Genomic DNA, 25,138 nt, shown 5'->3' with positions numbered 1-25,138 from the left:
AATATTGTGAATAAATAGCGCTAAATTAAGAAAGTGGAAAGTGAGAGTTTTTTATCGTTTCGACAAATAAAATTTATCATTTATTTATTTTTAGTGTTTTTGACTAAAAAGTAGTTTATTTATCAAAATTAAAAATCATTACAAACACACAAATTTTCATAACCCACTGTTTTAAAATAAAAACAAATAATGGCATCAAACTTGTTAATACTTAGCTGTCATCAACAATTATTAGAGAATAAACATGAAAAATTTACTATTAGTAAGCGCTTTAATTTGTACACCCGCTGCAATGGCACATAACGATAACAATGCGGGTATTTCGTTTAGCAATGAGCAGTGCAATGTAGAGTTTAAAAACGATGTACGCATTAAACCTAGCGAACTAGAAATTTTTACCGCATCTAATCAATTCATGCGCTTTAACAGCAATGGCAACTTAACTATAAATGGCGAACAAGTATCCATTAATAGCGAACAGCGCCAAGCGCTTACCCAGTATTCTGACAACTTACGTACGCAGCTACCTGAGGTCGCTAATATTGCCCTAGACGGAGTAAAAATAGCCGGTGTAGCACTAGAGGAAGTAGCTAACGCATTTAATATTGATGGCCTTGATGACTTATCTGGCCTGATGGACGATATAAGACTTGAAGTAGAAAACACCTTTTATCAACAAGGTACGTTTGTAATGGGCCAACAAAGCTTTAATCAATTTGGTGAAAACTTTGAACACCAATTTGAGGAGCAAATAGAAACCGTGGTTGAGTCTGCCGTTATGCAATCAATGGGCAGTATTTTAGTTGCTTTAGGCTCTGAGCTGCTTGGTTCGGGTGGAGATATGGATGCATTTGAGCAACGCATGGAAAATATGGGCGCGCAAATAGAAGAAAAAGTAGAGCTGCATGCCAGTGCGCTTGAAAAGCGTGCCAACTCTTTATGCGACAGCTTTGCCAACATAGCACAGCAAGAAGAGCAATTAGTAGCGCAGTTACCGCAGCTAAAAGGCTACGAGTTATTTACCATTAAACAAAACTAATACACCGCACCGTATTTAACATCCCTTTAGCAGCACTTGTATATTAGGTGCTGCTTTTTTCATTCTTTTAGCGTGTGAGCCAGCGCACCTAACGTGGTAATAGCCTGGTCTATTTTTTCGCTCCACTGCACCCCGTAACTTAGCCTAATACAGCTTTTATACTTATTACTTGCTGAAAAAATAAGTCCGGGGGTTATGCTAATACCAGCTTCTAACGCCAGTAAAAATAACTTTTGACTGTCTACCCCTTGGCCTAAATCAAGCCAAATAACACACCCACCTTTAGGGTCACTAATACGTGTATTTTTAGGCATCGCGTTTAATAAGCACCACCGCATGCGCTCTTTGTTATTACGTAAGCGCTGCCTAAGTACTTTTAAATTACGGTCATACTCACCACTGGCTATAAACTCAGAAAGCGTCCACTGATTTATAAGTGAGGCAGAGCAACTTAATGCACGCTTATGCCGGCGCGCTTGACCTGCAAACTTGCCTGCTATTAACCAACCTACTCGATAACTTGGTGCAGCCGTTTTTGAAAACGAGGCGCAGCTGATCACAAGCCCCTTTTTTGAATACGCTAAAGCGGGCGTGCCACGCTTGGCAGTAAAGTGCAGATCACCGTACACATCATCTTCTATAAGAACAACATTATGTGACTCTATTAAGTCCACCATTTGCTTACGGCTTTCATCGCTCATAAAGCTGCCAACCGGGTTATTTATGGCGGTCGAAAACAAGCATGCTTTTATATCATGTTGTTCAAGCGCTTGAGCTAAGTCGTTAAGCCAAATACCATTGTCGGGGCATAGCGGAATTTCAAGCGCCTTTAATCCTAAGCTCTCTATTAGTTCAATAATGCCGTGATAACACGGGGTTTCAATTGCAACCACATCGCCGGGCTTAGTAACACACTTAAGTGCGATAGCCAGCGCCTCTTGCGCGCCATTGGTGATCACCAGTTCATCTATATTTACACCAATACCAAAGCCTAAGTATCTATGCACTAATTGCTTTTTAAGCGCAGCAAAACCATCAATAGGGCCATAATTAATAACACTCGCCCCAGCAATTGTCATAACCCGGCGCATGGTACGGGCTAAAGCTTTATCGGTAGGCGCTGCAGCAACGGGATTGGCAATACCAAAGGCAATTATATTAGGTTGATGAATAGCGCTGTATACCTGCTCTATTAATGCTTGTTTATTTACAGTGACAGGCTCACGGCTTAGTTTTACACGCTTTGGCAAACTGTAAACTGTATTAAGCACCGTTAAAAAGTAGCCCGATTTTTCACGTGCCTCTACTAACCCTTGATCTTCTAACGCTTGATACGCTTGCTTAACCGTCGGAATGCTAATATTTAAGTTACTGGCCATTTTACGAAGCGAAGGAAGCTTTTCCCCAGGTAGTAACACCTTTTGCGCTTGCATGTCTTTAATTAGTTCAATAACTTGTTGGTATAAAAACTCGGCTTTTTGCTTATTGGCAGCTGGCTGCATATCTCGCCTCAAATCTGTATAGGTTACATTTATACTTTTCTGTATATGGTAAGTATACAGATAGACTCTAAAATAACCACTCAATCGGTTTTTTAGAGGTTTGCCATGAAAAGCGCAGCGCTATATCTCACAACAGTGTTAATTTGGGGCTCTACGTGGCTCGCGATTTCGTTTCAGCTAGGCGATATTGCTGTGGAGCTTTCTTTGTTTTATCGCTTTGCCATTGCAGCTGCATGTATGTGGCTATTTGTGGCCTACAAAAAGCCTAATATGCGATTTTCGTTAGTCGATCATGGCTTTTTTGCTTTATTGGCCATTTCTAACTTTGGCTTAAATTATTTGCTTTTGTATTGGGCACAAAACTACCTCTCATCGGCAATGGCCTCTATTGCATTTTCAATGTTGCTGATAATGAACATAGTCAACACCCGTTTATTTTTTGCAAAGCCCATTGCCAAACGTATTTACTGCGGCGCGTTAATTGGCGTAGTGGGTATTATTTGTCTGTTTTGGCCGCATTTACAGCAATTCGACTTGAGTAATGGGGCGTTGGTCGGGTTACTACTTGCCCTTGGGGGTACCTTTGTGGCTTCATTGGGCAATATGATTAGTGTACGTAATTCTAATCGTCAAATAGGTGTGCTGCAGGGTAACGCATGGGGCATGTTATATAGCGCAGTAGGTTTAGCCGTTTATGTATTAATAAATGGTATAACGGTCAGTTTTAGTGCCCCTACCAGCTATTGGTTGTCGCTATTGTATTTATCGGTTTTTGGCACTGTGATTGCGTTTGGCTGCTATTTTGCCTTGTTAAAAAACATTGGCCCCGAAAAAGCAAGCTACGCCATAGTGCTGTTTCCGTTAGTGGCCGTTGCATTAAGCAGCTTTTTTGAAGGCTTTGAATGGCATGCAAACACCTTTGCCGGCTTTAGTTTAGTACTACTGGGTAATGCAATTGTACTTACCCCCACAAAAAGAATTAACGCCTTTTTAGCAAGCCGCTGCGTTGCTAAAAATGGCTCCGTCCCCAGTTAGAGGCGTTTTTAACGCACTAACACAAAAGCGCCTACCCTACTGTAGGCGCTTTTTTATTGGTATATGAAAATTAATAGCCTGCTCATGAATAGCAATAACCGCGGGCGTAACACCTACTAGCTCGCCATCGGCCTCAATTAATAAATCTCTAGTATTAATACGCGCCTGTTTGAGTTGGCTATAAGTAAGCTTTTTTAAAGTATGGTGGCGCTTAAAAATTAATTTAATAAAGCTATATAAGTGATCAACAAGACTACCCGCTTGCATTTGGTAGCAATCAAGCAGCCCATCATCAATTTTAGCCCTAGGTGCTATTTTAATGCCGCCACCAAAATACTGAGAGTTCGCAAATACAGTTATTAAATTTTGATAGCTACATTGCTTATTTAAAAATGCTCCATTTAGTGTGCTTGCTTTGTAAGTAAAGAGCGATTTAAAGCTCATCCACTTATAGCGCCAAGCTGACATGCTTTGTAAATGACCCAACTGCTTAATTACATGAGCATCAAAACCAACACCAGCCACATTAATAAAGTAACGAGTATTAATTTTACCTACATCAATTAAGTGTGTGGGGGCATTAAAAATAGCGTTTTGCCATTGTTTAGCTGTGCAATGAAAGCGACGGGCAAAATCGTTGCCCGTACCACAAGGTAATATTGCCAAACTACATGCACTGTTAATCACGCCATTAAGCGCCAAATTAAGCGTGCCATCGCCACCAATAGCCACTGCTATTTGGCTTTTTTGTGCATTCAATTTAACGTTTGCTAAGTCGTACTCAAAATTACCTGTCGTTTTAACCGTAATATAGAGAATATTTTTCTTCTGGCATGTTTTTTTAAGCCAATCAAAGTGTTCTAACACCACGTTTTTTACGCTCGGTTTAACTATTATTAACAACTGCAAGTAATTTACCTCCTATGAGCCAGTACGCCAGCATAAATAAGAATTAAGTTAAAATTAATTTATCTGAATAATTAATCATAAAAGTGCGTAAAAATTTACTAAAAACATTAAAAAACACAAAAAATACTTATAAAACAAATTAAAAGCTTGTTCCCCTGGTTAAATAACTATGCAAAATGGGCACTTAGTAGTTTTAATTAAAAACAAAACAATACAAATTCAGATAAAAATAACTAATAGCCAAGCCTTAGTTTATATTGTTGTATTTTTAAACAAAAAAGAGTCAAAATGCTCGCGATTTAAACACATACACCTTGGAGCAAAGACATGAACCCAATAAACACCCTAAACCAAAATGCAGCAGCCCACCTTGGCGTAAAACCAACTAACCGTAAAGCTAAAATGCTTGCTAAATTAAACCGTATGGGCAAAAAGTTAGCATTAAACAGCGCCGCGCAATACAAATAATCAACCTTGTTATGATTATTAAGCAGGGGCAGTAAACAACTAACCACTATTGAAAGCGCTTCTTTAGCTCCCTTAGTTTGCTGCCACCCTTTAATTTTTAGTTTAAATCCTTCTAATTTCCCTCTATTTACAAAAAAAACCGTAATTACGCCTACTTTTTAAGCAAACAGTTTATTTGCTATTTACACGACGGTATCACCTAAGTATTATTCTGCGTCACGGAGAGATGGCAGAGTGGTCGAATGCACCGGTCTTGAAAACCGGCATAGGTTTGTAGCCTATCTAGGGTTCAAATCCCTATCTCTCCACCACTATTTAATTAATGGTATGAATAAACTACCGTTAATACAATCTGTTATGCGTTGGAGAGGTGTCCGAGTGGCCGAAGGAGCTCCCCTGCTAAGGGAGTATAGAGTTTGTAGCTCTATCGAGGGTTCGAATCCCTCCTTCTCCACCATTTCTTATTAAAAACCGCTTAGTTGCGGTTTTTTTGTGCCTGAAATTTAACAACCCATGTAGCCAAGGAGGGTGAGAATCCTCGCTAGGGTTCGATAAAATGTCTGGAACACTTTAAGCCGCCGTAGGCGTTGCAAAGCAATTAATTACATGGATGTAATTAAGCTAATCCCTCCTTCTCCACCATTTCTTATTAAAAACCGCTTAGTTGCGGTTTTTTTGTGCCTAAAATTTAACAACCCATGTATCCAAGGAGGGTGAGAATCCTCGCTAGGGTCCGATAAAATGTCTGGAACACTTTAAGCCGCCGTAGGCGTTGCGAAGCAATTAATTACATGGATGTAATTAAGCTAATCCCTCCTTCTCCACCATTTCTTATTAAAATAGGTGAATCAAAACACATTGAATACACTGGGTAGTTACGGCATTATTAATAACAACTCCACTAACGTAAGTTTAATTATGTTTCGTTTAATTGCACCTTTAATAGGCCTTGTGGCTTTAAGTACACACGCAGCCCAAGACATTACGGTTTATAAATGCACAATTAAAGGAGTCGCTACATTTAGCCAAACACCCTGTGCTGACAATGCAGAAGTTATTAAGCTAAAACAGCCACTAGTTGCCGATAAGTACGGCAATAATGCAAACTCACCCGCAATTCCTGGTGCCTCTGTAGATAACTACATTGAGATTAAAAAAATTGATCGTGAAATTAAACGCCACCAGCTTACTATCAAAAACTATAAAGAAGACTTAGCCGACGCCAAACAACAAGCCAGCTATGTTACTCAAGATCAAGCTAATAGAATGGGCGCCGAATCAATAGCCGATGCGATAGCCACTAAAACTACGGCGATTCAAAATCGCTATAACGCATTAATTAGTGCTGTAGAGCAACAAATCTCTATTTTACAGCAGCAAAAACAGCAGCTGAGCAAACAACCTTAACTGCTAAATAAGCAGTTTACACGTTGCGCAAGGTACACTTTTTACAACATATATTAAAAAATACCGCAAATAACATACTGTTCGCTATACTGATATTTAAAATTAAGTACTTTTAAAAAGTCAGGGAGCTATGTGAAAAATTTTAACTCAAAATATCATTCAGTTATCTTTTACATAATTTTTTCATTAGCGTACTTTTTAATTGGTATTTCACTCACTAAACTCGCCTTTAATACTCAAATTATCCCGGTATGGTTACCTGCAGGCATTGCCTTAGTTGGATGCTATATGTGGTGGTGGCGCTTCATTCCAGCGCTTTTTATAGCAGCCTTTGCTTTTAACTTTAATATTTTTGACAGCACAGCTCACGATATGGTGTTGGTTGGCAATACCTTCAGCCAAGCCATGTATATTGCTATTGGCATTGTATTGCAGGCAATGGTGGGGGCTGGTTTACTTAAATATTGGCTTGGACACCCGCTGTATTTTAAAAAACGCGCAAGTATCATTTATTTTATTCTTGTTGTGGGCATTGCGGTTAGTTTAATTTCAGCAAATTTTGGGGTTTTTGCGCTGAGCCAATTTAACTCCGCATACGATATTAAAGATCATTGGCAAAATGTGTTATTTTGGTGGCTAGGAGACTCATTAGGCGTAATTATTGCCACTCCTCTGCTATTGGTGCTTACTCAGTTTAAGGGGCAAAATAGGCCTATATCGCCGCTGCCTACGTTAGCGGTATGTAGTATTTTATTTGTATCTGTTGCAGTAACTACCCAGCTTTATAACCAAGAAAACAGACAAAATACCGTTAAAGTCGCCGAGCGAGAAGCTCACATTATTGAAAATAGCTTATATCGCTACATCAACCAAAGTTTAATAGCGGTGCAAAGCTTAGCCAGCCAAGTACAATCTAACCCAGATTTAAACCAACAAGACTTTTACGCCTACGCCAGCGAGTTACTGGCACAGCATTCGTTTATTAAAGCGCTTTCGTGGAATCAAAAAATAGCGCAAAGTGAGCGAGCTTCGTTTACCCAAGAAGTTGCCGATATATACCACCTAGACTTTGAAATTGTCGGCGAGCCCCTTGAACCAGACGATCCTATGGTCATCGTTAAATACATTGCTCCTTTTAATGGCAACCAAAAAGCGGTTGGTTTTAATGTGTATTCAAACCCAGACAGAAAAGCATCGCTAGTAAACCCTGCAATTAGGTATCAGCCAGTCAGCACTAAAATTATTCAGTTAGTGCAAACAGCTGAGCCTGAGCCTGCCTATCTGCTATTTGCCCCCGTGTACGAACAACAACAGCAAAAAGCTATTATAAAGGGGTACGCAACAGGTGTGTTTTTAGTGCGTAATATTATTGAGCAAGCGATTAACGAGCAACAATCAGAGATGTTTTCTATTGCGCTCTATGAAGATGTAAATAAGCCCGCATTTTATAGTAACTACGGCAAAAGTTTAAATATTGCTCAGGGCAGCCGTGTTATGAAACTAAAACTCAGCTTTGGTGGGCAAACATGGAATGCACATTTAGCCTTAAAAGAAAAATACCTTGCCCCCCATAATAACCAATTAACACTGTATTTAATGGCCTTGCAATTGGTGGTATGCGCTTTAATTTTAATTGTTTTACTGCTTTTTAATCAGCAACAAATTGCCCTTACCCGAAAAGTCGCAGAGCGCACCCATTCGCTTGCGCAAGCTAAAAAGCAATCTGACTTAGCTAATCAGGCTAAAAGCCGATTTTTAGCCAATATGAGCCATGAAATACGCACACCATTAAATGCAGTTATTGGCTTTTCATCATTAGCGCGCAAAGAAGACAACGCACACACTCTTATTGGTTACTTAGACAAAATAAACTCTTCATCTAAAAGCTTACTAAACCTGATTAACGACATACTTGATATTTCAAAAATTGAATCACATAAGCTTAAGCTAGAAAGCACAGCGTTTGACCTTCATGCAATTATAAAGCGTATTAACACAATGTTTGAGGCCAGTGCAGCCAATAAAGGCATTGGCTGGCAGGTTAGCAGTCATCTTCCGGTAGATACTTGGTATGTAGGCGACCCTTTACGCTTTGAGCAAGTAGTGCTAAACCTTTGCAGCAACGCAATAAAATTTACAGAGCAAGGCAAAGTAAATGTAGACTTTGGCGGAGAGTTTATCAGTACTGACAAAGTTAAAATTACCGTAACCGTTACAGATACGGGTATTGGCATAAAGCCTACCCAGCAGTCCAAGCTATTTAGTGCCTTTACCCAAGCCGACGACTCAACATCAAGGCGATACGGTGGCACAGGCCTGGGCTTAACAGTCGTAAAAGAGCTCAGTAAATTAATGGGCGGTAACGTCACATTACAGAGCGAACCAAACGTTGGCTCTACGTTTAAATTTGACGTTGAGCTTCGCACCAGCCCAGTACAAGAGCAAGCCGAGCTTGTATACTCGGGTACTAAATTGGCGGCTTTAAAAGTGCTAGTAGCAGAAGATAACCCGGTAAACCAAATGGTAATTAAAGCCATGCTAGGCTCATTAGGTATTGTTGCCCATATTGTCGAAAATGGTGAAGCGGCAGTAGATATAGCAAAAGAGCAACACTTTGACTTAATTTTAATGGACTGCCAAATGCCAATAATGGATGGTTACAGAGCCACCGCCCTAATTAGGCAATTTAAAAGTGAGGTAGAGCTGCCTATTATTGCGCTGACCGCCGATGTTATGCCTGAGGATAAAGCCCATGCTCAAGCCGTTGGTTTTAATCAGCATCTTGCAAAACCGCTAGAACTGGTTAAGCTAACCGCGTGCTTAGCCCAATACGCCGAAATTGAAGAGCACTAATACAATAATGCGCTAAATAAATGCGCTTGTGTTAACTTAGTTTAAAACGCCACCACCCACTATAAAGCAGCCCAAGGTAAGCAGTAATGGCAACTTTTACCCACCAATGGTTTAGTGATATTAACCAGATAGACGTACACGAATGGACTCGATTATTCGGTAATGAACCTTTTACCCGCCATGCATTTTTATATGCATTAGAGCAAAGCCACTGTGTAAACAAAGAGACAGGCTGGCAGCCTCTGCACTTAGCGGTTTATGAAGCTGACAAATTAGTCGCACTCGCACCTGGGTATTTAAAAAGCCACTCTTACGGAGAGTATGTTTTTGATTGGGCATGGGCAGAAGCCTACGAGCAACACGGATTAGCCTATTACCCTAAATGGCTAAGCGGTGTACCTTTTAGCCCTATTGAAGGCCAGCGTATTGCCATTGCACATACGAATACACAAAGCGTATACGAGTACATAAAAAAGCAATTAAATTTAACCAGTGTGGAGCAAGGTTGGTCTGGCTGGCATGTTAACTTTTGCCCAAAGGTTCAAGCTCAAGCCCTGTGTACTGACGAAATAATGCAGCGCGTAGGCGTGCAGTTTCAATGGTTTAATAAAGGCTTTAAAACCTTTGACGATTTTTTAAATACACTCACCGCACGCAAACGAAAAACGCTAAAAAAAGAGCGAGCTAAAATAGCACAGCAAAATATTACCATTGAATGGCTGCAAGGCTCGCACCTAAGCCCTGAAACAATGCAGCTATTTTGTGAGTTTTATCAGCGTACTTATTTAAAACGTTCTGGGCATTTAGGGTATTTAAATATTGAGTTTTTTACTTTATTACAGGCACTAATGGGCGATCAGCTAATTATTATGCTCGCCAAAAAAGACAACAAAATAGTGGCAGCAACACTAAGCTTACAAGGTAAAAATACCTTGTATGGCCGCTATTGGGGCGCCAGCGAAGAAATAGACTCTCTTCATTTTGAGCTGTGTTACTACCAAGGGATTGAATTTGCGATTAAGCATAACTTACATTGCTTTCACTCCGGCGCTCAAGGTGAGCATAAAATACCTCGTGGGTTTGAGCCTGTTTTTACTTACTCCAGCCACTATATTGTTGAACCCGACTTTAGAGCAGCAATAAACGACTACCTAAAGCGAGAACGCCAACATATGACAATTTATAAAACGCAGTGCGCTGATTTACTGCCGTTTAAAAACCAATAACTGATTGTTAGCTGGCATAGCTGTATCACTTATGAGTCTAAGGCCTGCTTGTGTTGCTAATTGCTCTATGGCCTCAAAATCACGAATGCCGCTAAATGGGTCACGCTGTGTTAAAAAGCGATCGAACTCTTCATTACTTGCACTTGTAAACTGCCCTTGGTATTTGAAAGGGCCATAAATACACACTACTCCCTGGCTTGCTAAGTGCGTTGAAACCCCTTTAAAAAATTGCTCAACCAACTGCCAACTTACAATATGAAACGTATTTGCTGTGTAAATAGCATCTACGTTATTTACCGGCCATGCATAATTCAAATCAAGCTCAAGAGGGCCGTGTAAATTAGTTAAATTTGCCTCCTTAAGCCATAAATTTATGCCCTCATGGTTAATATGGCGATCACTTGTATACCACTGTAAATGCGGTAATTGCTCAGCAAAAAACACACTATGCTGCCCCGTACCCGAGCCTACTTCGAGTACCGATTTTGTCTTATTAAAAGCCGTTTTAAGCACCTCTAAAATAGGACCCTTATTGTTTTCACACGCTTGTGAGAAAGGTTTGATCATGACCTGCACCAATATTGAAACTTATTGCACAACATTAACGCAAAAAAAATGGTACTGAACAATTAAAGTTTTATAGATAATTTATAAAAGTGAGTTAATTCATGGCACTAAAATAAAAATAAGACGATGGTATGTATTATGCTTTAATTAAATCAACCCTAAGTAGGGTGTATTACCAATATTAAATACGAGGATAAAATTATGCATACTCCCCCTTACACCGCTGTAGACGCTGTGGTCTCAGTGACAGAAAAAAGCACCGAAAAACCAAGTAGCACCTGTGATAGTAGAGCCACTGTAATCGACTTACTTTCTCACTGTAACCAAAATCAACAGGCGCTAAAAAAACATGAAACAGACCAAATATTCATTCTTGGCTATAATTGATACTCAATTAAACGCTGCAAATAATTTTTATAATAACTGTTTACACTGAAACCGATTAAATGTAATGATAACTATTATCGTTAACTTAAATCGGTTTTTTTATGTCTCCCTTTCAGGCATTACAGCCTTATCATCATGAACTTGCTTGTAACTGCTTACGCCCAGGCTTACATGCGCCTATGGTGGTAGCTCACTACATAGAAACCGCTTTAAACGTTGCTAAAAGCTTTGAAAAACAGCGTAACCCCTTACTACAAGAGTTGTATTTATTACGCACTCACCATGAAATTATCAATAAAATGTGCGACCCTCTAATACACAATGCCATTCGTAAGCAATGCCTTGAGCAATTATATAAACCCTTATTGGCATTAAAACGCTTTTACTATGCACATAACGATACTGAAAAATTTTTAAAACTTGAGCGCGAAGCTCGCGTACTCAGTCACGAATTTAACCCTTTTTAAGGAGCGACTTATGAGCAATTTTAGAACCGAATCCGACAGCATGGGTGAATTACAGGTCCCTAATGATGCGCTATACCAAGCGCAAACCCAGCGTGCAGTTAACAACTTTGCTATTAGCGGCTTAACTATGCCAAAACAGTTTGTAACAGCGCTTGCATACATTAAGCAAGCTGCAGCACAAAGTAACTTTGAGCTAAATCACTTAAGTAAAAGTAAAGCCAACGCTATTGAGCAAGCATGCCAACAAATTATTGATGGCGAGCATTACGAGCACTTCCCGGTTGATATTTTCCAAACTGGCTCAGGCACCAGCTCGAACATGAACGCTAATGAAGTTATCGCAACGCTTGCAACCCGCATTGGTAATGAGCCAGTTCACCCCAACGATGATGTAAATATGGGGCAAAGCTCTAACGATGTAGTGCCTACAGCCATTGCACTAAGTAGTGCTATTAACGTGGTTTATGAATTACTGCCATCTCTTGAAAAACTATCGCAGAGTTTAGAGCAAAAAAAGGCAGACGTTGGCAAAATAGTTAAAACAGGCCGCACGCATTTAATGGATGCCATGCCCGTTACATTTGAGCAAACGCTAAGCGCGTGGCAATCACAAGTAAATAATGCAGCCTCAGGCATTCGCCATAGCTTAGAGCGAGTATGTGAGCTTGCCCAAGGCGGGACTGCTGTTGGTACGGGTATAAATGCTGATGGCGAATTTGCCTCAAAGTTTGCTAAAAACTTAAGCGCAAATGTGGGTATAAGTTTTAAGCCAAGCAGTAATTTTTTTTACAATATTGGCTCGCAAGATGCCATTGTAGCGCTCTCAGGTCAGCTAAAAGTGCTCGCTGTAGCACAAATGAAAATAGCCAATGACTTACGCTGGATGAACTCAGGCCCACTTGCCGGGCTTGGCGAAATAGAGCTTGAAGCACTGCAACCTGGCTCGTCGATTATGCCGGGTAAAGTAAACCCGGTGATCCCAGAAGCGGCAGCCATGGTAAGCGCTCAAGTTATAGGTAACGATGCAACCATCACCGTGGCAGGCCAAGCGGGTAATTTTGAGCTAAACGTAATGCTACCTGTTATTGCGCACAATATTTTACAAAGCATTGAGTTACTTGCTAATAGCGCCCAAGCATTGGCAGATAAAGCCATTGCGAGTTTTAAAGTAAACCAAACCAATATTGATAAAGCACTGGCCAAAAATCCTATTTTAGTGACTGCACTTAATCCGGTGATCGGTTACGAAAAAGCAGCCAAAATAGCCAAGCAAGCCTACAAAGAAGCCCGCCCAATAATTGATGTCGCAGAGCAAGAAACCGACCTTTCACGCAGTGAATTAGAAACACTGCTTAACCCCACTAAACTTACCCAAGGCGGTTTATAAAGGTAAATCTAAAACGGCTTTAATTACTTGATAATATAGTTTTTATTGCCGTTAAAAATGCACCGTGTATGATAGTGATGAATAATTCATCACTATCAAGGTTTGTTATGCGTACTCAACTGTTAGCCCTACTTTTACCACTTTGTTTAACTGCATGCCTCGAAACAACATCGCAAGATGCACCAACTAACTCGGTGAACGAGCTTAAAGAAGTACCGCATAAAGAAGTACCTCAACAAACCAGCAGTGAAAACAAGCACAAAACCCCTACTGATGCATCACAACCCATAAAAACCGCTTTAAAAGCAGTATCACTTAACGACATTAAAACCGCAAAAAGCGAGCTTAATACGTTAATTGCCAATACACAGTGCGATACCTCGGCACAATGTAAGGTTATGCCTGTAGGAAGCAAAGCTTGCGGCGGACCAAGTGATTATGTTGTTTACTCAACAAAATCAGCTAAAGAGGGGCAAGTCAGTTCGCTTGCAAAGCAAATAACAACGCTTGAAAAAGCCTACAACACACAAAATGAAATGATGAGCACGTGCCAGCATTTAACTTCTCCAAGCACGCAGTGTGTTGAAAATAAATGTGTTAAACTTGAAGGTTCAGCGGTAAGTGTATTTTAAGGACAAGGTTATGAGTTGTTTACCATCAGCAATTAAATTATCAATTGTGAGTGTTGCCACCAGCGCAATGCTATTACTTAGCGGCTGTGCAAGCACATCATCAAGTACTGAGCAAAATCAGAATTTGTCTGACTTGAACTACGATCTTAATAACATTGTTAGTGATAATAGTTGCACCGCAAGCTTTCAATGTAAGGTACTCGAAGTAGGAGCACGAGCATGTGGTGGGCCAAGTAAGTATGTTGTGTATTCAACGCTTAATACCTCTCAAGAGCACGCCGAAGAAGTTGCCCAAAAAATTACACAACAACAAAAAGCGCAAAACAAAGCGCAAGGTTTAACCGATTGCTCACCGGTACTTGAGGTACAAACCCTGTGTATTAATCAGCAATGCCAGGCATTTGATATAAAATAGCGCAAACGCCAATTTCAGCGTTAACCTATAAAGGGTATTAACGCTGAAATAACCACCACCAGCACCACACAAATTCCTGCTTTAACAATGTATTTCATTGGCATTTCTTTTTTTACCCAGTACGCATAAATAAATCGCACAAAGTAACTTGCAGCTGTGCCAAATAAAGCAAAAATAATTAAGTAAGCAATTAAAATAATATTCATATAAATCTAAATTAACTACTTAGTGTTTTTAGTATGAGCAATTAATAACTCTGCTACTTGTTGCTTTACGGCTCGCTTATCATCACTTTGGACATTAAATCGTGTTGCAAGTTGGGCTATTTCATCATCGTTTAAATTAAACGATAGGCGCTGACGTGTTTTTTTAGACTTTACATCTAAGCCTAAAATTTTACGGATCATATCTGAGGGCGTAAGCTCTTGGTCAATGGCCTGCTTTTTTATCGACTTTTGTACTTCGCTGCTTAAATCAAATGCCATTTGTGTGGCACGCACGGCTTGCTCTTGACGTAACCACTTGTCTTTAGCATCACTCACTTCGCATCTCCTGGAAACAAGTCGACTATATCGGTAATTGGGCGTGTTAGCGTTAGTGACACTTCGGTCTCACCGCCATCCCATATTTCAATATTTAAGCCATGCCCTTCGTCTGGCGATGCTAAGCAAATCATTTCACAAGGTTCGCCACCCTCTTGCTCATAGCGCGGTAGTGACTGGCCACGAAAATCTTTGTTATGGAAATAGCACACATAAGGCGATTCACTTTGCTGATAGCTTTTAGCTAAAAACTGCATAAACTGCTCTGGCGTATTTTGTACCTGTATATGGGTTAACGACTCTTCATCAAAAATACGTGCAAATTCGTCTAGCCCAAATATTTGCTCTACGTCGTCACGCTGAATTTTGATTGAAAAATTAGCCCACTGCTCGCCATCATCTTGCTCAATTTGTAAAAATACCACCTGTCCGCTGTTCGTCTCTAGCACAAACTCAGTATCACTACTGTGCTGATATTGATAGGTTTGAATATCAATAACACGCAGCGTTTGCCCTTTTAACCACGACGGATACGCAAATGAATCGATAACGCTAAACATGTCACCTTTTTTAAGCTCACTTGCATGGTTAAGCTGACGTTCTGGCTCTTTTTTAGATTTGAAAAAATTAAACATAATGAGGCATCCCTTAAGCAAAAAAGGTAACTAAGCCACGCTTAATTACCTTTTATTATAAATGTACGAACTATTAGCCGTTTTGCTTGGCTTTAATGCGCGCTAAAATATCAGCACTTTTTGGGCTTGTATCGCCAATACCGGCTTCAGCCATTTTTGCTTTTAAATCGTCGCCATTTGTATCTGACTCAAGTTGCTTAGCAGCGCCTAACTGGTCACTACGATCTTGCTGGCGTTGTTTAATACGCTCAAGCGACTGACGAGCCGATGTCATAGACGAGCTATTAGTATTAAGCGTGCTGTTAACCGCCATTGTTGCTTGCTGTACGCTTTCTGTGGTTTTAACCATAGTAAGCTGACGCTGGTTTTCTTTAATCGACTTTTCAGCGTCTTTAACTTGTTGTTTAAGCGCTACAATATGATTGCTAAAACCTGCTAATACTTGCTCGTTTTCAGCTTTTTCAGCTTCAAAGTCGCCAATTTTTTCGGCAATTTCTAATGCTAAGGCTTCGTTACCTTTTTCAAGTGCTTGGCCTGCATATGCTTCGTGCTCAGCAATTGATGCATCAACTGCGCTAATTTTACGCTTAGTTTGCATTTCTTTAGCCATTACTTCTGTAAGGCTCTTTTTAGCACGATTAAGTGCATTTTGCGCATCTGCTATTTCTTGTTCAAAAATACGAATGCCGTTTGCATCTACAATTGCTTCGCCCGCTTCACGCGCGCCGCCACGTACTGCTGTAAATAATTTTTTTAATATACTCATAATCTTAACTCCACTAACTAGTTACTAATCGTTTAAATACAAGGTCACGGCTTCTAGTGCGTCAATAGCGTTGTCAGCTAGTGTCACTAGTTCGTGGGTAATATCATCTAATGATGAATTTACCGACAGTGCACCAAAAATCGCGTATTTGTTATCGATTTTAGCAAATGCACTCAGTGGAATTGGCACGTTTAAACGTAGTAGTGTTTCGTTTAACTCGTTGCGTAATTCACTTTTTACTTCATCTTCGCCAAACAAGTAGCTAATACATAACAACTGCTCTTGTGTTTGCGTAACAAAAATTGGAAGCTCATCGTTTCCATCAACTATGACTTGTAAAACATCTTGCTCACCAGGGTTGGCAATCAAGAAAGACTCAAAGTTAGCGCCTTCTGTTTCAAAAGAAGCTAATTTTATTGAAAGTTCATTTAATTCCATGTCTCTGCCTTTTTGCTGTTTGACATATTATGTCTGAGTTAAGATTCGCATGGCCGACATATTATGTCAACCATGTTTTATTAATTTTTATACAATTCGCTTTCTATCTGCCACGCATTACGGTAGTAATCATATAGCTGACCAGAACCTAACCTATTGACCTCAATACTTTTAACTTGTTCAAAATACTGGTTAGGAAATACAAAGCTGGCTAATAAATATTCTTTACTTACCCACCTTGATGGCACCGGCATAGCGCTTATATTTTTAATTCGCCCACTGGCTGGTTGACCCATTTTAGTGGCTATTGTCCACCCCCATTGCCCAAACGAAGGAATATTTTGCTGGTACTGCTCAACATAATCAAAACCCGCCGCTTTTACCGTTTTAGCAATACTTAAAAATGCTTTTTTGGCATGATAAGGCGAGGTAGACTGCACAGCCATTGCGCCATCGGGAGCTAACAATTGACGTACATGGTTATAAAAATAGTCGCTGTACATTTTGTTTAAATCGGGATGATTAGGGTCCGGCAAGTCAATTAAAATAGTGTCAAATTGCTTACCTTGATCAAGGAGCCTTTCAACCTCTAAAAACGCATCTCCCACAATAATATTGGCGCGTGGGTCTAACATCGAGTGTTTATTTAGCGCTAATAACCGCTTACTTATAGACTCAGGCGCTGTAAAATCACCGTCTTTATGGCCAAATAAATTAAGCAGCTGTGCATCTAAATCAATTAACGTTACGTCGTTCACTGGCCACTTTAAAACATCTCTAAGGGCAAGCCCGTCGCCACCACCAATAATTAATACGCTATCGTGCCGGTTTGATGCGAGCATTGCCGGATACACCAGCATTGAGTGATATATTTGCTCATCAATACTCGAGAACTGTAAACGTCCATTTAAATACAAGTCGGTGATAGGCGCTGGCTGGTTTTTACTTAAGCGCTCGGTTAATACTACATGCTGGTATTTAGTTGCTTGTGAGTAAATAACTTTATCTTTATAAAGTACATTGCTTAAGCTGTTCATCCAGCTACTACCCATCACTAAAATAAACCCAAACAGTGCCAGTAATACTATATGGCAGATCAGAAGTGCCTTAGCAAAGCGCACATGAGCATGGTAGCGCCATAAAAAGGCGAGCCCTGCCAGTATATTAAAAAGAGCTGTCCACGCTGCAGCTTGCATTATAGGCATCGCCAGCATAATGCTTACCCAAATAGCCGCACCAATACCCGCGCCAATATAATCGGCACCATAAATAGTGCCTGCATTGTTTTCTAAAAAACGCCCGTACACATGTTGGCGAATACGTGCAATAAGCGGTATTTCCATACCAATAAATAAACCCAGTACTAAACCAAACACATAAGGTAAAAAGCGTGACCACTCTTGCAGCTTTTGAAATACATAGCCATTGAGCACAACATCTGGAGGTAAATTAAAAATACTAGAAAACAAATGAGGAAGTGAATAACTTACAGCAATTACACCGGCTATTGCCAAAATACAGCCCATGCCAACCAGGGCAATAATACTTTCAAGCCAAGCAAAGGCGGTAAAGGCATCTTTAAACCAACGGGCTAAAAATGCGCCTAAGCCCATGGCAACTATCATTGTGCCAATCATGGCATAGATAGCACTCTCTACAGAGCCCAGTACCCGCCCTGCGTAATGCGAAAGTAAGTATTCATAAATAAGGCCGCACCCAGCGAGTACGGCCATAACAGTTATTAGTAAAATATCGTGCCCAAGTAAACGTGATTTACTTGGGCTAGTTGTAGTTGATGACACTGATTATGCGCCTAGTAAGGTTGCCATAGTAATACCGACAGCAAACGACACTGCAGCAGAAATAGCACCTACACCTACATTTTTCTGACGGTTAACTTCATCTGAAATATCACAACCTGATAAAATTATTTTGATGGTGATTAAATGCAAAATGATGAATGCCACTAAACTTACAATCGCGCTAATAGCCCAATAAAGCAGGCTAGCATTAATGTTATCGGCCGCATACGGTGCAATACCTGATGCCGCAGTAATAGCTAAGGCACTTCCTACTAAAAAACCTGCGTAGCGTATACCTACAGCTAAATTGCCATCAATAATAGCTTGTTGTAAACAATCACCGCTTTTATTGGTACGCTTAAATAATTGTACGCGGTATTGGCTTACAAGCAGTAGTGCAACACTGCCAATAATAAAAGCAACAATAACGATAGGCAGCCCGTGCCAACCCTCTGTTGCTACCCATAAAAGTGCAGAGCGAATCACAATAGCCACACTCACTACATGACCAAAGTCGATAATAGAGGCTGTTACATTACCTTTTACAATTTCGTCGTGCAGGCTGACTTTGCGAAGCGCGACCTTGTCTTGAAAAAAGTGGCCTAATTTAATCAGTACAATGGCTAATACACCATAGCCTAGCATTTGCAGGGCTTCTTGTTGTAACGACGCAGCAAAGGCGCCACTACTCACACCCGTTAATACAATGGCAAGTGCAACTAAGCCTGCCGCAAAGCTAATACCAAAAGCAAAGTTATCGCGTTCTGTTATTTCGTCATTTGCATGAAGGTTTGAAACCCAGCCCTTAATGTATTTCAGGCTTACAAATAACAACACGATAATTGCAAAATCAATCGCCAAAGCTTGTAGCGACCACGTAGTTATTCCATTAAATTCGTACATATTTCTAACTCCAACTTATTCTTTACTTACCACGGCTCACGCCACGAGAGGTTCTGCTACCGCTATTGCGTACCGATCCAGAGCTGTTGCTATAACTACTCGAACGCGAGTAACTACTGCGGCTTTTAGGCGGTGTATAACTACTGCGGCTTAAACCCGAGGCACCCGTTTTTTTGCTCGCATAAGGGCTAGTAAACTGTTTGCCTTGGCGTTGGTACGATTGACGCGTACGCGTTTCTAAAGCACTTTGCGTTTTAATTTGTTTAGGGCTTGAGTAACGATAGCGGCCGTAATCGTTGTAATAGCTATATTTACGGCGGCTGCTCCAACGTCCGTATTCAACACGGTCAAATACATCGCCTAAAATACGGTACATGCCGTACCACTGCCAAAAGCTAATACCATTACTATTAGTTTGCCAGTTACCGTAATTAGGGTTGCCCACCAATTGATTACCTTCGCCTGCGCCCTCTGCCTCTTTACTAATAGCACCAACGCGCGCAAGGCTGCCCTTAGACATATCGGCTAGCATATTAATCGGGTCCGTTAACGCATCAGAAAACAGCGTAGGCTTAGCCGCCTCACGTAGTAAATCAATACTGTGTAGCGTATCTTCGTAAGGAGGGATTAAATAAGTGCCTTTAATATCTTTAAGTCGTTGTGTTAAACCACTGTAAAGGGCACCCTGCCTTGTAGCATCAAGGGTAATTACATCAACAACCTGACTAAGTTCTGGCTGTTGCTGTTTAAGGAGTTTGCCATATTCTTTAAGCAATACAGCATTACGTATAGTCCCATTATCAAGCGCGGTACCAAGCTGTGCGAGCTCAACATCTGCCTTTTTAATAGACTCTTGAATTGTTTGTTGTAGTTGCTCTTCTTTAGATTGACAACCCATAAGCACTGCAAACAAACAAAACAGGCTCATAAGTTTCCAAGCTTTTATATTCGACATTCATGTCACCTGATTTAATAAATAACCGCATTAGTCTTACACAGGTCACTTATTAAGCCAAGAATGAAATTGCAACAAAGTAAGTCTGCCTAAAATAAAATAACCAGCTATAGTTACTCTATGAATTTAAACACATTCTTTTACTTACAAATTTAGTAAGTAACATCAGCGCTACGCGTAAGCCTTCTATTAATAAATAACAACAATAAGTAACAACTCTTTTAGTGAAAGAGCACGACAGTAAGAAGGGATTTGGCTAAATGTTTCATAGTATTCGTAACAAATTTATTATTATTACGACTTGTCTAATCGTACTAAGCGCTAGTTTTGTTTTTTATTTAGCTATTAATGAGCACGAGGATTTATACCGCCAATCAGTTGAAGAAAACCTCGATGCTATGTCATCAAATATTTCAGATAATTTGTTACGTGTTATGTCGCAAGAGATAGATTTATTTTCTATTACAACTGAGCTTTTGGGGTTAGATAGGTACGAGCACATAAAGTTTGTAAATGTATTTGATAGTAATTGGCAGCTAATACAGTTCTACGTGCACCCTAATTACTTAAAGTTCGAGGATTTTTCTCCACAGTTACAAGGGATCAAACCACAAAGTTTGCCCCGTACCGTCAGTGTTACTAACCAAGGCTTAGTTGCCTTAAAAACAATTGGTGAGGAGCAGTTCCCTATAGGCTACCTATTAATTGTTCAGGATTTTAATAAGCCCCTTAATGAAAGCAAAGCGAGCTTATTTTATAGTGCAGCCCCTATCGTTATTTTTAGTATCGTGATCACCATCCTCATCTCTTTTTGGATATACCAACATTTATTAAGCCCGCTATTAAAACTTTCTAAATTTACACAAAAAGTAGAAAAAACAACTAACTATCAACTCCAATACCAGGGCTCAGGCAACGACGAAGTATCGCAACTTGGCAAAGATATTAATAACTTACTTAACACTATTAATGCCCAAGTGCTCACTAATCAAAAAAACACCGCACAACTATTAAAGCAAAAGCAATCAATGGAGCACTTAGCTAACTTCGATATATTAACTGGCTTACCTAATCGCATGTTTATTATGGGCTTACTAAAAGAAGAATTAACACGCTGTAAAAGTAATCATCAAGATATAGCAATTATGTTTTTTGACGTAGATAGCTTTAAAGGTGTTAACGATACACTTGGCCATGAAACGGGTGACCTACTTTTAAAGGCAGTAGCCAGTAATATTAAAAAGCACTTACGCGAAAACGATGTTATTGCACGCTTAGGGGGTGATGAGTTTTTAATAATGCTGCGTAATATAAATAATTACACCGACGTTATTAATATTGCGGAGCAAATTATCAGCTCAATGCTAACGCCTTTTACTATTAACCAGTGGGATATACCCACCGGGGTAAGTATTGGTATTGCCCACGCTAAAGAGGCAGAGTTTGACATTAATACATTGATTAGTAATGCAGACATCGCAATGTATGCCTCAAAAGAAAAAGGTAAAGGGTCGTACACTGTTTTCCATAGAAAAATGTTAGAAAACAGCAAGCGAATGGCTCAAGTGGCTAATTTAATTAGTCATGCAATTGCGCAAAATGAGTTTGAAGTTGTGTATCAGTTAAAAATAGCTGCCAATGGTGAGGCTAATGGCCTTGAAGCCCTTATTAGGTGGCAAAGTGAAGAGCTTGGCTTTATTTCACCAGGCGAATTTATACCCATTGCAGAGCAAGCAGGTAAAATAAAAGCAATCACGCAGTGGGTTGTCTCCAGGGTATTTCAAGATTTACCCACACTAAAGCAAACTATAGGTAACCATGTACTCGTTTCTTTAAATCTATCGAGCCATGATCTTAAAGATAATCACTTTATTGATGTTGTAAAAAATAAACTGGTTAAATACAACGTCGACATTGCAAATATCCAGTTTGAAATAACCGAATCAAGCTATCTCGATAATTTTGAAAACTCCAATGAATTCTTTAATCAAATAAAACAAATGGGCGGGTCTATAGCTCTTGATGATTTTGGAACGGGTTATTCATCGCTAAGCTACCTGACAAAAATAGATATCGATACCATCAAAATTGACCGTATGTTCGTTAATCAATTTGACAGCTCAGAAAAGGATGCGGCGGTATTAAAGGCCATACTCGATTTAAGTAAACGCCTAGGTTTAAAAGTATGTAGTGAGGGTATAGAAACAGCCAGCCAAGCTAACTACCTAATTAAAAATGGCAGTGATGAAATGCAAGGGTATTATTTTGCAAAGCCTGTAGCCATAGCACACATTCCAGCAGCTAAAGCCCAAGCAAAAGAGGCATTTAAAGCGCTAACTTTAAAATAAATCAGCGCTACTAGTTAACCATAAATTAAGGCGTTAGCGTTACAACAGTTAGCTCGTCCGGAATTTTTGTATCAGCAGGTAAATAAGCAACTGCATTTTCTTCTTTCAATAAATACGCAATAATTTCTTTAGTCGAGCTAAACTCTAAGGGTGGCTTGCTACGCCCTGTAAATCTCATCTGAGCCCAATAAGCCTGAATTCTGGATTCGGTTAAGCCAACCAATTTCGTATTAAAGTCGATTCGTAACGGGTTTCCGGCGGGTAAATTTACTGCTTTAAATTGACGACTCATCGCGCCGCCCATATAAATATGGCGAACTTGCTGCTTACTCAAAGCTAAGTTTTTATTGGCCGTATTAACAACAATGATCACTTTAGTGGTGTGGCTATTATCCGCGTAGGCTTGTACGCTAATAAACAATAATGACCAAGTAAAAATACACAGCAGTATTATATGTCTAATCACGTAAGTTAACTTAGAGTACATCATCAAAATACCCAATCTAAGCCAATAAGGTAAAGATTCGTTTTTCTATTAAAGCTAACATCCTCAGGGATAACAAAAAAAGAATTACTAACCTCATCGCCCTCTAAAGCAGATACTTCCGCCTTTAATGCCAGATTAGGTAGCACATCCCATCGTATACCAAGTGTCCATGTTTTTAGTGAGTCGGGTGCCGACTCTGCAAACACGCTGTTATAAGCCTGTGCCAGCTGATCAAGCTCTACATTAGCACCAATAGGGATTTCATTCTGATTGGCATTAATTTCTACATCGCTGTCTGCAAAGGTTAGATGATAAGTAAAAGGTGCATTGTTATAGCCTACGGTTAAGTAATAGCTTCGTATAGTCGGAATTATATCTAACTGTGTTTTAATCTTTACCCATTCACCTCTAAAAAAATAATCTAAATTATCATAAATAACACCAAATTGATCTGCATGCGCACTGCCCTGCGTTGTCAGCGACGCCGCACTTTGGCTAAAATTAAAATTCTCTAAAACATCTTGTAGTTGGTTAATCGATTTAAGATCTAACGCTATGTTACCGTTATACCTTGAAGCCCTAAATTCTATATTTTCAATATTCAACTTCCCTATCACACCCACTAAATTATCCACCTCAAAACCTGTTTTAAAAGGGCCTATGCCAATACTTCCCGACTCTTCTCCATAGTACCCTTCAATACTGATATCAAAGTCATCTGAGCCAAATTTGTAAATAGCATCAATACCATTAAATGTTTTAAATAAGTACGTGTCGTATACTTGTTGTGGCGGATTGATCCATGGGTATGCAAACCCTACATCAGAGAAGTCGCTCATTGTAAAAAATGGGGTTCGCAGCTTACCGATTTTTATCTGTAGGTTTGTTGTGGGCGTATAAGTTAAATACAGCCATTCAAGTCCACTCTCACCAGATACCGTTGTGCTATCAGATCTAAATAACCCTTGTGCTGTCACTGACCAGTTTGTATTAAACTGATACTCAGCTTGAAGACCTATTAAACTTGATGGTGAAAAGTTAAGACTGTCATCGTAGCCTCTATATTCGACATCTTTTTCATCTAAATAACCACCAATAACACGCGCGTAGCCTGAAAAATCAAACTCACCCGATTTAGCCGGTAAATGGTGTAGGCTGACGATTAAAACGAATATCTGAAATATTTTATTTCGCATAGACACTCAGCAACCTATATAAAAAAGCGCTGAATATTAAAAAGTAACGACATTTTATAATTCTGCAGAATAATTATTATGAGGTATAACTATAGTCAAAGTTAAAGAGTGTGGATCAAAATAGTCTGAACTATAAGCTATTATTTTTATACATCTTAATAGATTAGTTAAGTTAAGAGACTTGCGTGTACTGTAATACCAATTCGCTTAATTAAGTGATCTATTTTGAGGGTGGAAAAACGTGTTGATGGCTAGGCTAAATGATTAAGTATTATTGCGTATTGGTATTACTACAAAGAGTTTGAGCTCTGTGTTGTGTTTTATCCGCGGGTTTCGTGATACTCAACCCACGCTACGGAGGTGGTGGAGACTGTGCGAATAAAATCTGGAATGTATTTTTACTTTTCTGCAGACGTAAAAAGCCCGGCTCTTTCGAGTCGGGCTTTCTTGTATTTGGAGCCTGGCGATGTCGTAGTGCCCACAGCGGTAAAGAGTCACATAGCAAATGGGACACTATCATTGCGTCGGGTGTCGCTTCGCTCGCCCGACCTACATTCTAGGTTTAAAAGTGAATTCATTACGAGTGCTTTTTTCACTTTCCTGTAGACGTAAAAAAACCCGGCTCTTTCGAGTCGGGCTTTCTTGTATTTGGAGCCTGGCAATGTCCTACTTTCACATAGCAAATGCTACACTATCATCGGCGCTGTTTCGTTTCACTACTGAGTTCGGCATGGGGTCAGGTGGGTCCAAAACGCTATGGTTACCAAGCAAA

General features: G+C 39.9%; 25 protein-coding genes, 2 tRNA genes and 1 rRNA gene. 14 read left to right on the top strand and 14 right to left on the bottom strand.

Annotation, left to right across the window (positions count from 1 at the left end; genetic code table 11):
- Positions 1 to 244 precede the first annotated feature (244 nt).
- A complete protein-coding gene (locus PSH48_RS17220) occupies positions 245 to 1,039 on the top strand; it encodes a YggN family protein (protein WP_004589021.1) in 795 nt (264 codons plus the stop codon).
- Between the two features lie 59 nt (positions 1,040 to 1,098).
- Here the strand turns inward: PSH48_RS17220 and PSH48_RS17215 are convergent, their stop codons facing one another.
- Positions 1,099 to 2,541 (bottom strand): aminotransferase-like domain-containing protein, encoded by a 1,443-nt coding sequence (locus PSH48_RS17215; RefSeq protein ID WP_273611945.1) that lies wholly within the window; start codon positions 2,539 to 2,541, stop codon positions 1,099 to 1,101.
- Between the two features lie 105 nt (positions 2,542 to 2,646).
- On the opposite strand from PSH48_RS17215, the gene PSH48_RS17210 reads away from it, so the two are divergent.
- A complete protein-coding gene (locus PSH48_RS17210; protein WP_055255371.1) occupies positions 2,647 to 3,576 on the top strand; it encodes a DMT family transporter in 930 nt (309 codons plus the stop codon).
- A gap of 36 nt (positions 3,577 to 3,612) precedes the next feature.
- Here the strand turns inward: PSH48_RS17210 and PSH48_RS17205 are convergent, their stop codons facing one another.
- Complete coding sequence (locus PSH48_RS17205) at positions 3,613 to 4,485, bottom strand: diacylglycerol/lipid kinase family protein (protein WP_273611944.1); 873 nt, start codon at positions 4,483 to 4,485, stop codon at positions 3,613 to 3,615.
- A 327-nt stretch (positions 4,486 to 4,812) separates the two neighbouring features.
- Here PSH48_RS17205 and PSH48_RS17200 point away from each other — a divergent pair, with 327 nt between their 5' ends.
- The 6 genes from PSH48_RS17200 to PSH48_RS17175 all read left to right on the top strand — a co-directional run bounded on the left by PSH48_RS17200 (position 4,813) and on the right by PSH48_RS17175 (position 10,439).
- On the top strand, positions 4,813 to 4,953 hold the full coding sequence (locus tag PSH48_RS17200; protein ID WP_273611943.1) for a hypothetical protein: 141 nt from the start codon (positions 4,813 to 4,815) through the stop codon (positions 4,951 to 4,953).
- Positions 4,954 to 5,173: 220 nt separating this feature from the next.
- Positions 5,174 to 5,264: transfer RNA gene (locus PSH48_RS17195), tRNA-Ser, on the top strand.
- Between the two features lie 53 nt (positions 5,265 to 5,317).
- Positions 5,318 to 5,410 (top strand) — tRNA-Ser (locus PSH48_RS17190).
- Positions 5,411 to 5,871: 461 nt separating this feature from the next.
- Positions 5,872 to 6,360, top strand: coding sequence for an RNA-binding protein (locus tag PSH48_RS17185; protein WP_273611942.1), 489 nt, complete (start codon positions 5,872 to 5,874; stop codon positions 6,358 to 6,360).
- A gap of 132 nt (positions 6,361 to 6,492) precedes the next feature.
- A complete protein-coding gene (locus tag PSH48_RS17180; RefSeq protein ID WP_273611941.1) occupies positions 6,493 to 9,213 on the top strand; it encodes an ATP-binding protein in 2,721 nt (906 codons plus the stop codon).
- An 86-nt stretch (positions 9,214 to 9,299) separates the two neighbouring features.
- Entirely contained in the window at positions 9,300 to 10,439 is a 1,140-nt protein-coding gene (locus tag PSH48_RS17175; protein WP_273611940.1) for a GNAT family N-acetyltransferase, read from the top strand.
- Here the strand turns inward: PSH48_RS17175 and PSH48_RS17170 are convergent.
- A complete protein-coding gene (locus PSH48_RS17170; RefSeq protein WP_273611939.1) occupies positions 10,416 to 11,006 on the bottom strand; it encodes a DUF938 domain-containing protein in 591 nt (196 codons plus the stop codon). The genes PSH48_RS17175 and PSH48_RS17170 overlap by 24 nt on opposite strands.
- 201 nt (positions 11,007 to 11,207) lie before the next feature.
- Between PSH48_RS17170 and PSH48_RS17165 the strand changes: the two genes are divergently transcribed.
- The 5 genes from PSH48_RS17165 to PSH48_RS17145 all read left to right on the top strand — a co-directional run bounded on the left by PSH48_RS17165 (position 11,208) and on the right by PSH48_RS17145 (position 14,294).
- On the top strand, positions 11,208 to 11,393 hold the full coding sequence (locus PSH48_RS17165; RefSeq protein WP_004589148.1) for a hypothetical protein: 186 nt from the start codon (positions 11,208 to 11,210) through the stop codon (positions 11,391 to 11,393).
- A 101-nt stretch (positions 11,394 to 11,494) separates the two neighbouring features.
- Positions 11,495 to 11,860: a hypothetical protein gene (locus PSH48_RS17160; RefSeq protein WP_004589147.1), complete on the top strand. Its 366-nt coding sequence runs from the start codon at positions 11,495 to 11,497 to the stop codon at positions 11,858 to 11,860.
- A gap of 10 nt (positions 11,861 to 11,870) precedes the next feature.
- Complete coding sequence (locus tag PSH48_RS17155; protein ID WP_273611938.1) at positions 11,871 to 13,247, top strand: class II fumarate hydratase; 1,377 nt, start codon at positions 11,871 to 11,873, stop codon at positions 13,245 to 13,247.
- 107 nt (positions 13,248 to 13,354) lie between these two features.
- The gene (locus PSH48_RS17150) at positions 13,355 to 13,879 is read left to right on the top strand and encodes a hypothetical protein (protein WP_273611937.1); all 525 of its coding nucleotides are present in this window, start codon (positions 13,355 to 13,357) and stop codon (positions 13,877 to 13,879) included.
- Between the two features lie 10 nt (positions 13,880 to 13,889).
- Entirely contained in the window at positions 13,890 to 14,294 is a 405-nt protein-coding gene (locus PSH48_RS17145) for a hypothetical protein (protein ID WP_029772226.1), read from the top strand.
- A 20-nt stretch (positions 14,295 to 14,314) separates the two neighbouring features.
- Here PSH48_RS17145 and PSH48_RS17140 read toward each other — a convergent pair whose 3' ends face one another.
- From PSH48_RS17140 to PSH48_RS17105, 8 genes are all read right to left on the bottom strand, one after another.
- Positions 14,315 to 14,500, bottom strand: coding sequence for a hypothetical protein (locus PSH48_RS17140; protein WP_004589143.1), 186 nt, complete (start codon positions 14,498 to 14,500; stop codon positions 14,315 to 14,317).
- Positions 14,501 to 14,515: 15 nt separating this feature from the next.
- Positions 14,516 to 14,836, bottom strand: coding sequence for a hypothetical protein (locus tag PSH48_RS17135; RefSeq protein WP_004589142.1), 321 nt, complete (start codon positions 14,834 to 14,836; stop codon positions 14,516 to 14,518).
- Positions 14,833 to 15,471: a DUF4178 domain-containing protein gene (locus tag PSH48_RS17130; RefSeq protein WP_024032119.1), complete on the bottom strand. Its 639-nt coding sequence runs from the start codon at positions 15,469 to 15,471 to the stop codon at positions 14,833 to 14,835. Before PSH48_RS17130 ends, PSH48_RS17135 begins: the two co-directional genes overlap by 4 nt.
- Before the next feature lie 73 nt (positions 15,472 to 15,544).
- Entirely contained in the window at positions 15,545 to 16,237 is a 693-nt protein-coding gene (locus tag PSH48_RS17125) for a PspA/IM30 family protein (RefSeq protein ID WP_029772224.1), read from the bottom strand.
- A gap of 24 nt (positions 16,238 to 16,261) precedes the next feature.
- Positions 16,262 to 16,675: a YjfI family protein gene (locus tag PSH48_RS17120; RefSeq protein WP_004589139.1), complete on the bottom strand. Its 414-nt coding sequence runs from the start codon at positions 16,673 to 16,675 to the stop codon at positions 16,262 to 16,264.
- Positions 16,676 to 16,755: 80 nt separating this feature from the next.
- Positions 16,756 to 18,477 (bottom strand): polyamine aminopropyltransferase, encoded by a 1,722-nt coding sequence (locus tag PSH48_RS17115; RefSeq protein WP_273609964.1) that lies wholly within the window; start codon positions 18,475 to 18,477, stop codon positions 16,756 to 16,758.
- A 3-nt stretch (positions 18,478 to 18,480) separates the two neighbouring features.
- Positions 18,481 to 19,380 carry a DUF350 domain-containing protein gene (locus tag PSH48_RS17110; protein WP_273611936.1) on the bottom strand — a complete coding sequence of 300 codons (900 nt, stop codon included), beginning with the start codon at positions 19,378 to 19,380 and terminating at the stop codon, positions 18,481 to 18,483.
- Between the two features lie 22 nt (positions 19,381 to 19,402).
- Positions 19,403 to 20,335 (bottom strand): hypothetical protein, encoded by a 933-nt coding sequence (locus PSH48_RS17105; RefSeq protein WP_004589136.1) that lies wholly within the window; start codon positions 20,333 to 20,335, stop codon positions 19,403 to 19,405.
- 260 nt (positions 20,336 to 20,595) lie between these two features.
- Here PSH48_RS17105 and PSH48_RS17100 point away from each other — a divergent pair, with 260 nt between their 5' ends.
- Entirely contained in the window at positions 20,596 to 22,683 is a 2,088-nt protein-coding gene (locus PSH48_RS17100) for a putative bifunctional diguanylate cyclase/phosphodiesterase (protein WP_273611935.1), read from the top strand.
- A gap of 25 nt (positions 22,684 to 22,708) precedes the next feature.
- Here PSH48_RS17100 and PSH48_RS17095 read toward each other — a convergent pair whose 3' ends face one another.
- From PSH48_RS17095 to rrf, 3 genes are all read right to left on the bottom strand, one after another.
- A complete protein-coding gene (locus PSH48_RS17095; RefSeq protein ID WP_443197780.1) occupies positions 22,709 to 23,173 on the bottom strand; it encodes a hypothetical protein in 465 nt (154 codons plus the stop codon).
- Entirely contained in the window at positions 23,173 to 24,366 is a 1,194-nt protein-coding gene (locus tag PSH48_RS17090; RefSeq protein WP_273611934.1) for a hypothetical protein, read from the bottom strand. Before PSH48_RS17090 ends, PSH48_RS17095 begins: the two co-directional genes overlap by 1 nt.
- Positions 24,367 to 25,019: 653 nt before the next feature.
- Positions 25,020 to 25,134, bottom strand: a 5S ribosomal RNA gene (rrf, locus tag PSH48_RS17085).
- Positions 25,135 to 25,138 lie beyond the last annotated feature (4 nt).

Source organism: Pseudoalteromonas sp. Angola-4 (assembly GCF_028599265.1).
Classification (GTDB): Bacteria; Pseudomonadota; Gammaproteobacteria; order Enterobacterales; family Alteromonadaceae; genus Pseudoalteromonas; species Pseudoalteromonas atlantica.
The sequence above is the reverse complement of the archived record's forward strand: the minus strand, read 5'-3'. Positions and strand labels throughout refer to the sequence as shown.

Bases quoted from the DNA above. Each gene is read 5' to 3' on its own strand.
- PSH48_RS17220 (WP_004589021.1), top strand. From the start codon at position 245: ATGAAAAATTTACTATTAGTAAGCGCTTTAATTTGTACACCCGCTGCA.
- PSH48_RS17215 (WP_273611945.1), bottom strand. From the start codon at position 2,541: ATGCAGCCAGCTGCCAATAAGCAAAAAGCCGAGTTTTTATACCAACAA.
- PSH48_RS17210 (WP_055255371.1), top strand. From the start codon at position 2,647: ATGAAAAGCGCAGCGCTATATCTCACAACAGTGTTAATTTGGGGCTCT.
- PSH48_RS17200 (WP_273611943.1), top strand. From the start codon at position 4,813: ATGAACCCAATAAACACCCTAAACCAAAATGCAGCAGCCCACCTTGGC.
- PSH48_RS17185 (WP_273611942.1), top strand. From the start codon at position 5,872: ATGTTTCGTTTAATTGCACCTTTAATAGGCCTTGTGGCTTTAAGTACA.
- PSH48_RS17175 (WP_273611940.1), top strand. From the start codon at position 9,300: ATGGCAACTTTTACCCACCAATGGTTTAGTGATATTAACCAGATAGAC.
- PSH48_RS17170 (WP_273611939.1), bottom strand. From the start codon at position 11,006: ATGATCAAACCTTTCTCACAAGCGTGTGAAAACAATAAGGGTCCTATT.
- PSH48_RS17165 (WP_004589148.1), top strand. From the start codon at position 11,208: ATGCATACTCCCCCTTACACCGCTGTAGACGCTGTGGTCTCAGTGACA.
- PSH48_RS17160 (WP_004589147.1), top strand. From the start codon at position 11,495: ATGTCTCCCTTTCAGGCATTACAGCCTTATCATCATGAACTTGCTTGT.
- PSH48_RS17155 (WP_273611938.1), top strand. From the start codon at position 11,871: ATGAGCAATTTTAGAACCGAATCCGACAGCATGGGTGAATTACAGGTC.
- PSH48_RS17150 (WP_273611937.1), top strand. From the start codon at position 13,355: ATGCGTACTCAACTGTTAGCCCTACTTTTACCACTTTGTTTAACTGCA.
- PSH48_RS17145 (WP_029772226.1), top strand. From the start codon at position 13,890: ATGAGTTGTTTACCATCAGCAATTAAATTATCAATTGTGAGTGTTGCC.
- PSH48_RS17140 (WP_004589143.1), bottom strand. From the start codon at position 14,500: ATGAATATTATTTTAATTGCTTACTTAATTATTTTTGCTTTATTTGGC.
- PSH48_RS17130 (WP_024032119.1), bottom strand. From the start codon at position 15,471: ATGTTTAATTTTTTCAAATCTAAAAAAGAGCCAGAACGTCAGCTTAAC.
- PSH48_RS17125 (WP_029772224.1), bottom strand. From the start codon at position 16,237: ATGAGTATATTAAAAAAATTATTTACAGCAGTACGTGGCGGCGCGCGT.
- PSH48_RS17120 (WP_004589139.1), bottom strand. From the start codon at position 16,675: ATGGAATTAAATGAACTTTCAATAAAATTAGCTTCTTTTGAAACAGAA.
- PSH48_RS17110 (WP_273611936.1), bottom strand. From the start codon at position 19,380: ATGTACGAATTTAATGGAATAACTACGTGGTCGCTACAAGCTTTGGCG.
- PSH48_RS17105 (WP_004589136.1), bottom strand. From the start codon at position 20,335: ATGTCGAATATAAAAGCTTGGAAACTTATGAGCCTGTTTTGTTTGTTT.
- PSH48_RS17100 (WP_273611935.1), top strand. From the start codon at position 20,596: ATGTTTCATAGTATTCGTAACAAATTTATTATTATTACGACTTGTCTA.
- PSH48_RS17095 (WP_443197780.1), bottom strand. From the start codon at position 23,173: ATGATGTACTCTAAGTTAACTTACGTGATTAGACATATAATACTGCTG.
- PSH48_RS17090 (WP_273611934.1), bottom strand. From the start codon at position 24,366: ATGCGAAATAAAATATTTCAGATATTCGTTTTAATCGTCAGCCTACAC.